The sequence below is a fragment of the Synechococcus sp. 8F6 genome, assembly GCF_002252665.1.
Classification (GTDB): Bacteria; Cyanobacteriota; Cyanobacteriia; order PCC-6307; family Cyanobiaceae; genus Cyanobium_A.
On the sequence record NZ_NQKZ01000006.1, the window covers coordinates 78,882 to 87,623 of the forward strand.

An 8,742-nucleotide genomic window follows, 5' to 3' on the forward strand; every position below is an offset into this window, starting at 1 on the left:
TCACGCCATCAGCCCCTTTTCGTCATGCCCAAGGCCGACATCCATCCCACCTGGTACCCCGATGCCAAGGTGATTTGCAACGGAGAGGTGGTGATGACCACCGGCTCCACTTCGCCTGAGATCCACGTCGACGTGTGGAGCGGCAACCACCCCTTCTATACCGGCACCCAGAAAATCCTCGACACCGAGGGGCGGGTGGATCGCTTCATGCGCAAGTACGGAATGGGCGGTGCCGATGCAGCAGGCTCGAGCTCCGGTGCCAAAAAAGAAGCCAAGAGCGCAGCCGCAGCCGACGCTCCTGCTGCCGAAGCTCCTGCTGCCGAAGCCACTGCAATGGGCGCCGAAGCCTGAACCCAAGTCAGGCCTGCGTTCGCTTGAATCCCAATCCCCCGGCCGGGTGCTTTCGGGCATCCGGTTTTTTGTTGTCTGGAGCCCTACCGGACCCGTTCCGCACCGCCGATGGATCTCTCCCTGCTGCATGAGCGCCTAGACACGGCCCGCCGCACCTTCGAGACACTCGAGCGGCAGCTGGCTGATCCCGCCGTAGCGGCCAACCCCAGCCAGCTCCAGGCGATCGCCCGCGAGCGCGCGCGACTGGAACCCCTGGTGCAGGATCACCAGCAGCTCCAGAAGCTCGAGCTGGAAGAGCGCGAAGCCCGCGCCCTGCTGAAGCAGCACCGCGGCGATGCCGCCATGGAAGAGCTCGCCACTGAAGAGCTCGCCAGCCTGGGCGAGGCCATCGCCGGTCTCCGCGACAAGCTCACCCTCGCCCTGTTGCCCCGCGATCCCCGCGACGAGCGCAGCGTGATGCTGGAAATCCGTGCCGGGGCCGGCGGCGATGAAGCGGCCATCTGGGCGGGCGATCTGGCCCGCATGTACGAGCGCTACGCCCAGAGCGTGGGTTGGCGCGTGGAGCCAGTGAGCGCCTCGGAAGCCGAACTCGGTGGCTACAAGGAACTGATCCTGGCCATCAAAGGCGAGGGGGTGTTCAGCCAGCTCAAATTTGAGGCCGGCGTGCACCGCGTGCAACGGGTGCCCGCCACGGAATCCCAGGGACGGGTGCACACCTCCACCGCCACCGTGGCCGTGATGCCCGAAGCCGATCCCGTGGAGGTGCAGATCGATCCCACCGAGATCGTGATCAGCACCGCCCGCTCCGGGGGGGCCGGCGGCCAGAACGTCAACAAGGTGGAAACGGCCGTGGATCTGCTGCACAAACCCACCGGCATCCGGGTGTTCTGCACCCAGGAGCGCTCCCAGCTGCAGAACCGCGAACGGGCTCTGGAGATCCTGCGGGCCAAGCTCTACGAGCGCCAACTGGCCGAGGCCAATGCCCAGGAGCGCTCCGCCCGGTTGGCCCAGGTGGGCAGCGGCGACCGCAGCGAGAAGATCCGCACCTACAACGTCAAAGACAACCGCACCACCGACCACCGCCTGGGCCGCAACTTCTCGCTCGAACCCGTGCTCAACGGCCAGCTGCAAGACCTGATCGGGGCCTGCATCGCGGCCGATCAGAGCCGCCAGCTCGAGGAGTTGGCCGAACAGATGACCCGCTGAGCCAGCTCAGGCGCCGATCACATACTTGGCCCACTCCCCATGGCGGCCCGCCGAGATCTGACGACTCGCTTCAAACGTGAGGCTGCTCAAGGGACGATGGGGCTGCCGGATCAGGGGCATGCCGGCTTCCCGGGGGGTGCGGTTGCCCTTGCGGACGTTGCAGGGCAGGCAGGCCGTGGTGACGTTCTCCCAGGTGTCGAGACCACCGCGGCTGCGGGGCACCACATGATCCACCGAGAGCTGCTCGGCGCTGATGCCGCAGTATTGGCAGCGATGGCCATCGCGGTGGAAGAGGTTGCGGCGGGTGAGCGGCAGTTGCTTGTACGGCACCCGCACGTACTGACGCAGCCGGATCACCGTGGGCAACCAGGTATCGTCGCGAATCCAGCGAGCAGGATCATGCTCGAGCCCCTCCGCCTTGCCCTTGAGCACCATCACCAGGGCGCGACGCCAGGTGGTGATGTTGAGGGGTTCGTAGGACGCATTCAGAACGAGAACGTGGCCCATGCCAGCACCCGTGATGGGCGGCATGCTAGGCGCAATCTTCCGTTTCATCCGTGACCCAGGCCACCAGGGCCAGCTGGAGCACCGCGGCCCCTGAGGCCGGGCTGGCCCGCCAGCGGGCCTGGGTGGAGGTGGACACCGAAGCGATCAGCGCCAACGCCCGCAGCCTCAAGCGCTGCATCGGCGCCAACACCAGCCTGATGGCGGTGGTGAAGGCCGATGGCTATGGCCATGGCTCCATCCCAGTGGCCCGGGCCGCCCTGGCCGGCGGAGCCAGCCAATGTGGCGTGGCCACCCTGGCCGAAGGTATCGAACTGCGCCGGGCCGGAATCGAGGCACCGATCCTGGTGATGGGCAGCCTCACCCAGGCGGAGGAGCTGCGCAGCTGTCTGCATTGGCAGCTGATGCCCACCATCAGCGGCATGCGCGAGGCCCTGCTCTGTCAAAACCTCGCCAGCGATCAGGGCCAAGCCATGGCCTTGCAGCTCAAGCTCGACACCGGCATGGCGCGCCTGGGGGTCGATTGGCAGGAGGGGCCCAGGCTGGCGGCGGCGATCGCCGAGCTGGAGGCGGTGCAGCTGGCAGGGGTTTACTCCCACCTCGCCAGCGCCGATGCGGCACCGGGCGACGACGATGGCCTCACGGCCCAGCAGCAGCAGCGCTTCAACACAGTGCTCCAGGCCCTGCGCAACCAGGGCCTGGAGAGCGGCAGCCGCCACCTGGCCAATTCCGCTGGCACCCTGCGCAGTGCGGGGCTCCACTACGACCTGGTGCGCGTCGGCCTGTCCCTCTACGGCCATAGCCCTGCGCCCCACCTCGCCGGTGTCACCCAGCTGGAGCCCGCCATGACCCTGCACGCCCGGGTGAGCCTGGTGCGGGAGGTGGGATCCGGAGTGGGGGTGAGCTACGGCCACCGCTTCCGCACCAGCCGGCCCAGCCGGCTGGCGGTGGTGGGCATCGGCTATGCCGATGGCGTGCCCCGGCAGCTGTCCAACCAACTTGAAGTGCTGTTTGCTGGCCAACGCCTGCCCCAGGTAGGGGCCATCACCATGGACCAACTGGTGCTGGATGCCACCGACTGCCCGGCGCTGGAGGTGGGCTCGGTGGTGACCCTGCTGGGACAGGACGGCGACGACCAGATCACCCCCAGCGACTGGAGCGACCGCTGCCAGACCATCCCCTGGGAGATCCTGTGCGGCTTCAAGCACCGTCTGCCACGCCTCACCGCGGCCCAGGCCGCCTGGGAGGGCCCCATCGACGGGGCTCACTGATAGGCTCGTCAAGCTGCTGGAGAGGTGGCTGAGTGGTTGAAAGCGGCTCCCTGCTAAGGAGTTACAGGAGGCAACTTCTGTCGAGGGTTCGAATCCCTCCCTCTCCGTTGAAAACTGGTTTGAGGAGGGTGCGTCCCCTCCCGAAACCGGCCAGCCTCGCGATCCCAAGGGCGACGCCTCGGCAAGCAGGCCAGCCAAGCAGGACTGTTCAGACGCGGCAGAACACCAGCAGATGCTGGCTTACGTCGACACCTGAATCAGGTACGCCTCAGGAAACTCAGGGCCTGGATTGTGGCGAGAGGGAAAGCGACGCTCGCATGAGGCGCCCGAACTCAGCAATCACCAAATAGCCTTCACCTCGGCGAGGAAAGCCACTGCGCAAAACTATTCAATCAACGCACCAAGGCCCGCCGTGGGCGGGAAAAAATGCCTATTCACGGGAAAGCGCTATAAGTGGCTTAGCTCTTAAGCAGTCGTGGCGCTGTTCCAGTGGATAGCAGTATCCAAGCACCAGGACCTTCTGAGAAACTTCGTCGGCGCTGTTGAACAATTGGGCCTGGAGATAGACCCAGAATTCTCCAGCAGCGTTTCGATCTACGCCAGGGAGCAGGCAAGCACCAGGACCCCTGCCAATGCTCGTGTAACTGTCATCATCTCCGCCACCAACGGATCAAAAGACGAGTTCCAGATTGAGGTCAGAAGCTCCGAACCCATGCTCAAGCGGGGGACGAGATGCGAGCAGATTGCCACTGATCTCAAGGCCATCCTTCTCTCGAAGGCATAGGACGCGACGCCCGATCAACCCAACGGAATCAAGAGCGCGATTTCAGCAGGACCAGCAGCAGCCTCGGCCTCTCCCAGGTGAGCCACTCAAATGGCGCTGGCCGCGGCCAAACGAGCGGCAATTTCAGGCAAGAGGCGGGTGTCCCGTGCGCAGGCCTCGCCCTCCGAGAAAATCACCAACAGAAATGGGGCCGCCCGGCCCCCGTCCTGTGGCGCTGGCGGTTCCACATAGGCCGCATCGTGCCGCGCCTGGCTCATCCAGCCCGCTTTGCTCCAGAGCTGAGCCGATGGCGGCAGCCCTTCACCAATGAAGCCATCCACCTGGTTTTCAGGATCCGCGGCCCGTTGCGCCGGATCCAGGCTGCGGGCCAGGAGTGCGCGCATGCGCGCACAGGCGGGAGGGGACACCAGCGCCGAAGCGATCACCGCCTGCAGCAGCCGAGCCACCGCATCGGTGCTGAGGCGATTGCGGTTATCCAGCTGTTCGCCATAAAACTCCCGCTCGCGGCCGTAGGGGCCGTCTCCCCAGGTTTTCTGGCAGGCATTGCAGCCCTGGAGCTCGGGCCAGTCGAGCTCTGCCAGCCAGCGATTCACCAACTGGCGCTGCTCCACCCACGCGGCCATGCGCCGGGGCGGCAGCGCCGGACCACTGGTGGTGCCAGTGAGCAGATCCAGCACCAGGCCGGTCGCGTCATTGCTGGAATCGCGGATCATGTCGGCGAGGGCGCGGCGCAGCTCAGGCGTGTCGATCAGCAGATCGCTCTGACGCCAGGCTTCCGCAGCCACCAGATACACCAGCTTCACCACACTGGCGGGATAGCGCCGACGATCGCCCGCCCAGCTGGCGCCCTGCACCGGCAGACCCCAGAACTGCTCCTGGGCCAGATCGGCAGCGCGCGCGATCAGCGATTGGTCGTAACGCACCCAGGTGATCGAAAGGTGCTGGGCCAACCCTGGCCTCCCCTCCAACTCCAGGGCTCGAACCAGGTCGGCCAGGATCTGGCCCATGGCCGGATCGGGGCTGTAGAACGCCATCACCACCGGCCACGTTGTGGCGAGATACAAGTGTGGCGAGATTAGGCAGCGTCCATCCAATCCCCTTGGCCCTAGGCGCCCCGACGGCGCCTGAATGGCTCCTCGCCGGCACGATCTGGCGCCTCACCGCCGCCGTGGATCTGCACAGCCAGCCCCAGGGCAAGGGCCTCGCCACCCAGGCCTGGGTGGGCCGCCACCTGCAAATCCTCACCAGCCCACAGCCGGGGGGGGATCGGCGCCTGCGGGTGCGCTTGCTCGAGGATGGTTACCCGGGCTGGCTGGAGCCCACGGCACTTCTGGGAGCAGCGGTGGCCAGCGGCCGCCCGCAGCCCGAACGGCTCGCGCGCAGCGCCATTGCCCGGCGGCTGCCGCTGGTGCTGGGGTTTGCGGAGGCCGCACGGCAGCAGCCGAACACCTACCTGTGGGGCGGCAGCCTGGGCCCTGATTACGACTGCTCCGGCCTGGTGCAGCGGGCCTTTGCCAGCGCCGGCATCTGGATCCCGCGGGACGCCTACCTGCAGGAGCGCTTCTGCCAGCCGGTAGCGGTGCAACCCGGCCAAACCCAGCTGCTGGCCCCCGGCGACCTGATTTTCTTCGGCACGCCCCAACGCTGCACCCATGTGGGCCTGCACCTGGGTGGGGGGCGCTACCTGCACAGCTCCGGCATTGCCCATGGCCGCAATGGCATCGGGCTCGACGACCTCGCGCCGCACAACCCCCACCCGGTGGCGCGTCATTACCGGCTGGAACTGCGCAGCGCCGGCCGTGTCATGCACAGCCATGACGGCAGCCCCCTGCCCGCCTAGGTTCGCCGCAAGAACAGGAGAACGATGAACCAGTTGGCGCCGGATCAACCCATTCCGGAACGTCTGGATCTCTCCGTGGTGGTGCCCCTCTACAACGAGGAGGAGAGCCTGCCCCAACTGGTCGAGCAACTGCTGGCCGCGGTGCGGCCCCTGGGGCTGGCCTTTGAGTTGGTGCTGGTGGACGACGGCTCACGCGACGACACCGCCGGCGTGCTGAGCCGGCTGACCGCCACGGCGCCCGAGCTGGTGGCCGTGCTGTTGCGCCGCAACTACGGCCAAACCGCCGCCATCGCCGCCGGATTCGATGCCAGTCGCGGGGCTGTGCTCGTCACCCTCGATGGCGACCTCCAAAACGACCCCGCCGATATCCCCTTGCTGCTCAGCGAGCTCAACCGGGGCTACGACCTGGTGAGTGGCTGGCGCCACCAGCGCCAGGATGCGGCCATGCAACGCCTGCTGCCCAGCCGAATCGCCAACCGCCTGATCGCCCAGGTGACCGGAGTGCGGCTGCACGACTACGGCTGCTCGCTTAAGGCCTACCGGCGCGAAGTGGTGAGCGACCTCAACCTCTACGGCGAGCTGCACCGCTTCCTGCCGGCCCTGGCCTTCATCGAAGGAGCGCGGATCAGCGAAGTGAAGGTGAACCACCACCCCCGGCGCTTTGGCGAGAGCAAATACGGGCTTGACCGCACCTTCCGGGTGCTGATGGACCTGCTGACGGTGTGGTTCATGAAGCGATTTCTGACCCGACCGATGCACGTGTTCGGCTTCGGCGGGCTCGCTGCCATGGGGGTGGGCCTGCTGATCGGCCTCTGGCTCGTGGGCGAAAAGCTCCTGTTGGGCAACGACATCGGCGATCGCCCCCTACTGCTGATGGCTCTGCTCAGTTTTCTGACGGGTGTGCAACTGTTCTGCTTTGGCCTGCTGGCCGAGCTCCAGATGCGCACCTACCACGAAAGCCAGGGCCGGCCGATCTACCGGGTGCGGGCCACATTGCGGGGCAACGGCAACTGCAGCGGTGGCTGAAGGCCGGATCCACAGGTACGGCCACGGAAGCGCTCCATGGCGCGGGCCGCTGCCTGGACCACGGCTGGATCGACGTCGCGTAGGCCACGGGCCAACAGGGGCAGGCTGGCGCGCTGACCCCAAACGCCCGCCGCTTCGATGGCAGCCAGGCGCTCGCGTGCAGGCCCTCCCAACTGAAGGCTGAGAGCCCTCAGGAAGAGCGCTCTCTCGCGGGCCGTCATGGGCAGCGGCCGGGATCGTGCAGCCAGCCCATCAGCCTCTGTCAACGCGGCAGGCTCGGCGCCACCTGCCACCAAAGCAATCTGGGCCCGGTTCAAAGCCGCCACGGCCTGCGAATCGAGGGCAAGCCCCAGGGTCGGGCGACGACGGGCCAACAACCAGAACGAGGCAGCCACGATGGCCGCAACGGCGGTCAGCAAAGACGGGGGCATGGATTGAACTTTTATGTCGCCCCTGCAGGGGCATTGGGGCCCCTTTGGGGGAGCTCCCTACAGTATTGATGGTTGCTATTGGCCCGTGCCATGACTGGAGAATTCGCTGCCGCTTGGATGCCCTCGGTGTTCGTACCCCTTGTGGGAATCCTCGGCCCAGCCTTGGCCATGACCCTGCTGTTCAACGTGATCGAAGCCAGCGACTGAGCTCCAACCGGAGCCGTTGCCCTGCCTCACCGCTTTCCCCCCGCCACCATGACCGTGACCCCCGTGGCCGACCCCTGTGTCGGCAATCTGGCCACCCCCGTTAACAGCAGCTACTTCAGCAAGGCCTTCCTGAACGCCCTGCCGGCCTACCGCCCGTCGCTCTCGCCCAACCGCCGGGGACTGGAAGTGGGCATGGCCCATGGCTTCTTCCTCTACGGACCATTCACGATCTGCGGGCCGCTGCGTCTCACCGAGTACGCCAGCACCGCTGGCCTGCTGGCCACCATCGGCCTGGTGTCGATCCTCACGGTGTGCCTGTCGATCTACGGCACCGCGGGTAACGGACCCAACATCCAGCCCGCTGACGCCACCATCGACAACCCTCCCGCCGACCTGTTCACCAAGGCAGGCTGGGCTGAATTTGCCAGCGGCTTCTGGCTCGGCGGTTGCGGCGGCGCCGCTTTTGCCTGGTTCCTGGCCGGCACGGCCATCGTGGCTCCGCTGGTCAACATCGCCGGCGGCGTCTGGAGCGTCGGCTGAGCCTCAGCCGCAAAGCCCAGCCATCCCAACAGGCCCCAGCCCCGCTTCGGCGGGGCTTTTTTGATGCGTGGGTGCACGGGGAGCGATCAGCGCCAACATTGGCGCAGCCCCGATGCCCGATGGTGCGATGCCAGACGATTCCATGCCAAGCCGCAATCACCAGCGCAGGCTGCTGCCGTTCAGCCTGGCGCTCGTGGGCAGCGGCGTCCTGCTCGCGGCCTGCCAGAAAGGTGGTCCCCAGTTGCCGGCACAACCAACGCTGCCGGCCCCAAATGCAGCTGGACAACCCCAGGCGGATCAACAGGCTGAAGCAGCCAAGCTGGCGCAGCAACGGATCGAGCAAGCAGCCCTGAAGCAAGGCTGGAGCGCAGGTCACCGCGCCACCGTGACCTGCCTACAGGGAGAACGCGCCCAGACCGACGGCAATGAGCTGCGCTGCGAAGACCAGGCCTACGTGGAGCAGAACTACAGATCAACCAACAACCGCTAAACCATGGAGGGGCAACCCGCTGAGCCGTGCATCTCGGTTCATCGCCCCCCCCATGAAAGCCAATAAAAAACCCCGGCTTGTGCCGGGGTTGG

General features: G+C 66.5%; 12 protein-coding genes and 1 tRNA gene. 10 read left to right on the plus strand and 3 right to left on the minus strand.

The annotated features are described in order from the left end of the window. Positions 1 to 24: 24 nt before the first annotated feature. Positions 25 to 351 (plus strand): 50S ribosomal protein L31, encoded by a 327-nt coding sequence (rpmE, locus tag CJZ78_RS06375; RefSeq protein ID WP_094560069.1) that lies wholly within the window; start codon positions 25 to 27, stop codon positions 349 to 351. Between the two features lie 108 nt (positions 352 to 459). Further along, on the plus strand, positions 460 to 1,557 hold the full coding sequence (gene prfA, locus CJZ78_RS06380; RefSeq protein WP_094560070.1) for a peptide chain release factor 1: 1,098 nt from the start codon (positions 460 to 462) through the stop codon (positions 1,555 to 1,557). Between the two features lie 6 nt (positions 1,558 to 1,563). Here prfA and CJZ78_RS06385 read toward each other — a convergent pair whose 3' ends face one another. Beyond that, positions 1,564 to 2,064 carry an HNH endonuclease gene (locus CJZ78_RS06385; protein WP_094560071.1) on the minus strand — a complete coding sequence of 167 codons (501 nt, stop codon included), beginning with the start codon at positions 2,062 to 2,064 and terminating at the stop codon, positions 1,564 to 1,566. A gap of 50 nt (positions 2,065 to 2,114) precedes the next feature. On the opposite strand from CJZ78_RS06385, the gene alr reads away from it, so the two are divergent. The 3 genes from alr to CJZ78_RS06400 all read left to right on the plus strand — a co-directional run bounded on the left by alr (position 2,115) and on the right by CJZ78_RS06400 (position 4,116). Next, positions 2,115 to 3,332 carry an alanine racemase gene (gene alr / locus CJZ78_RS06390; protein ID WP_094560072.1) on the plus strand — a complete coding sequence of 406 codons (1,218 nt, stop codon included), beginning with the start codon at positions 2,115 to 2,117 and terminating at the stop codon, positions 3,330 to 3,332. An 18-nt stretch (positions 3,333 to 3,350) separates the two neighbouring features. Beyond that, positions 3,351 to 3,439 (plus strand) — tRNA-Ser (locus tag CJZ78_RS06395). A gap of 368 nt (positions 3,440 to 3,807) precedes the next feature. Next, positions 3,808 to 4,116 (plus strand): hypothetical protein, encoded by a 309-nt coding sequence (locus CJZ78_RS06400; protein WP_094560073.1) that lies wholly within the window; start codon positions 3,808 to 3,810, stop codon positions 4,114 to 4,116. 86 nt (positions 4,117 to 4,202) lie between these two features. Here the strand turns inward: CJZ78_RS06400 and CJZ78_RS06405 are convergent, their stop codons facing one another. Next, the gene (locus tag CJZ78_RS06405; RefSeq protein ID WP_094560114.1) at positions 4,203 to 5,150 is read right to left on the minus strand and encodes a serine hydrolase; all 948 of its coding nucleotides are present in this window, start codon (positions 5,148 to 5,150) and stop codon (positions 4,203 to 4,205) included. A 65-nt stretch (positions 5,151 to 5,215) separates the two neighbouring features. On the opposite strand from CJZ78_RS06405, the gene CJZ78_RS06410 reads away from it, so the two are divergent. Both CJZ78_RS06410 and CJZ78_RS06415 read left to right on the plus strand, forming a co-directional pair. Then, a complete protein-coding gene (locus CJZ78_RS06410) occupies positions 5,216 to 5,956 on the plus strand; it encodes a C40 family peptidase (RefSeq protein ID WP_094560074.1) in 741 nt (246 codons plus the stop codon). A gap of 24 nt (positions 5,957 to 5,980) precedes the next feature. Further along, positions 5,981 to 6,982, plus strand: coding sequence for a glycosyltransferase family 2 protein (locus CJZ78_RS06415; protein WP_094560075.1), 1,002 nt, complete (start codon positions 5,981 to 5,983; stop codon positions 6,980 to 6,982). On the opposite strand, the gene CJZ78_RS06420 is transcribed toward CJZ78_RS06415, so the two are convergent. Beyond that, positions 6,931 to 7,413, minus strand: a complete 483-nt coding sequence (locus tag CJZ78_RS06420) for a HEAT repeat domain-containing protein (RefSeq protein ID WP_143592862.1) — start codon at positions 7,411 to 7,413, stop codon at positions 6,931 to 6,933. The genes CJZ78_RS06415 and CJZ78_RS06420 overlap by 52 nt on opposite strands. A 90-nt stretch (positions 7,414 to 7,503) precedes the next feature. On the opposite strand from CJZ78_RS06420, the gene CJZ78_RS06425 reads away from it, so the two are divergent. From CJZ78_RS06425 to CJZ78_RS06435, 3 genes are all read left to right on the plus strand, one after another. Continuing rightward, on the plus strand, positions 7,504 to 7,620 hold the full coding sequence (locus tag CJZ78_RS06425) for a photosystem I reaction center subunit VIII (protein WP_094560077.1): 117 nt from the start codon (positions 7,504 to 7,506) through the stop codon (positions 7,618 to 7,620). A 48-nt stretch (positions 7,621 to 7,668) separates the two neighbouring features. Continuing rightward, on the plus strand, positions 7,669 to 8,160 hold the full coding sequence (locus CJZ78_RS06430) for a photosystem I reaction center subunit XI (protein WP_094560078.1): 492 nt from the start codon (positions 7,669 to 7,671) through the stop codon (positions 8,158 to 8,160). Between the two features lie 127 nt (positions 8,161 to 8,287). Beyond that, on the plus strand, positions 8,288 to 8,650 hold the full coding sequence (locus CJZ78_RS06435; RefSeq protein ID WP_143592863.1) for a hypothetical protein: 363 nt from the start codon (positions 8,288 to 8,290) through the stop codon (positions 8,648 to 8,650). Positions 8,651 to 8,742 lie beyond the last annotated feature (92 nt).

Excerpts from the sequence above, each read along its gene's own strand:
- rpmE (WP_094560069.1), top strand. The coding sequence starts at position 25 with ATGCCCAAGGCCGACATCCATCCCACCTGGTACCCCGATGCCAAGGTG.
- prfA (WP_094560070.1), top strand. The coding sequence starts at position 460 with ATGGATCTCTCCCTGCTGCATGAGCGCCTAGACACGGCCCGCCGCACC.
- CJZ78_RS06385 (WP_094560071.1), bottom strand. The coding sequence starts at position 2,064 with ATGGGCCACGTTCTCGTTCTGAATGCGTCCTACGAACCCCTCAACATC.
- CJZ78_RS06405 (WP_094560114.1), bottom strand. The coding sequence starts at position 5,150 with ATGGCGTTCTACAGCCCCGATCCGGCCATGGGCCAGATCCTGGCCGAC.
- CJZ78_RS06415 (WP_094560075.1), top strand. The coding sequence starts at position 5,981 with ATGAACCAGTTGGCGCCGGATCAACCCATTCCGGAACGTCTGGATCTC.
- CJZ78_RS06420 (WP_143592862.1), bottom strand. The coding sequence starts at position 7,413 with ATGCCCCCGTCTTTGCTGACCGCCGTTGCGGCCATCGTGGCTGCCTCG.
- CJZ78_RS06425 (WP_094560077.1), top strand. The coding sequence starts at position 7,504 with ATGACTGGAGAATTCGCTGCCGCTTGGATGCCCTCGGTGTTCGTACCC.
- CJZ78_RS06430 (WP_094560078.1), top strand. The coding sequence starts at position 7,669 with ATGACCGTGACCCCCGTGGCCGACCCCTGTGTCGGCAATCTGGCCACC.
- CJZ78_RS06435 (WP_143592863.1), top strand. The coding sequence starts at position 8,288 with ATGCCAGACGATTCCATGCCAAGCCGCAATCACCAGCGCAGGCTGCTG.